Source organism: Marinobacter confluentis (genome assembly GCF_004785685.1).
GTDB lineage: Bacteria > Pseudomonadota > Gammaproteobacteria > Pseudomonadales > Oleiphilaceae > Marinobacter > Marinobacter confluentis.
Genome location: NZ_SRPF01000077.1, coordinates 1 through 305 on the forward strand (window position 1 = coordinate 1; position 305 = coordinate 305).

Annotated in this window: 1 protein-coding gene; it reads right to left on the minus strand. The window is 61.0% G+C overall.

The window, feature by feature from the left end; all coding sequences use genetic code 11:
- A partial coding sequence (locus E5Q11_RS17620) for an RsmE family RNA methyltransferase (RefSeq protein ID WP_228260646.1) occupies positions 1 to 304 on the minus strand: 304 nt, incomplete at its 3' end.
- Position 305 lies beyond the last annotated feature (1 nt).

Here is a 305-nt window from a genome sequence, read left to right on the forward strand (position 1 = left end):
ATTGTTCGGCGGCGCTGATGGCGACCTGGCGCCAGTGGCGCAGGCGTTTGTCTTCACGGTCGCCTTTGAGTTTGACTTCGGAGCGTTCGGTGGCCAGGGGGACAATGCGGGTGCCGCCCATTTCCACGGCTTTCTGTACCGCGTAGTCCATGCGGTCGCCTTTGGAGAGGGTCTGGCCGAGGACGATCTCGAGGTTGGATTCGGTGAGGTTGGGTGCGGCACTTTCAACCTCGACTTCGACCCGTTTCGTGCCTGCTTCGGTAATCGTGGCGGTGTAGTCATTGCCGTTGCCGTTGAACAGCAGC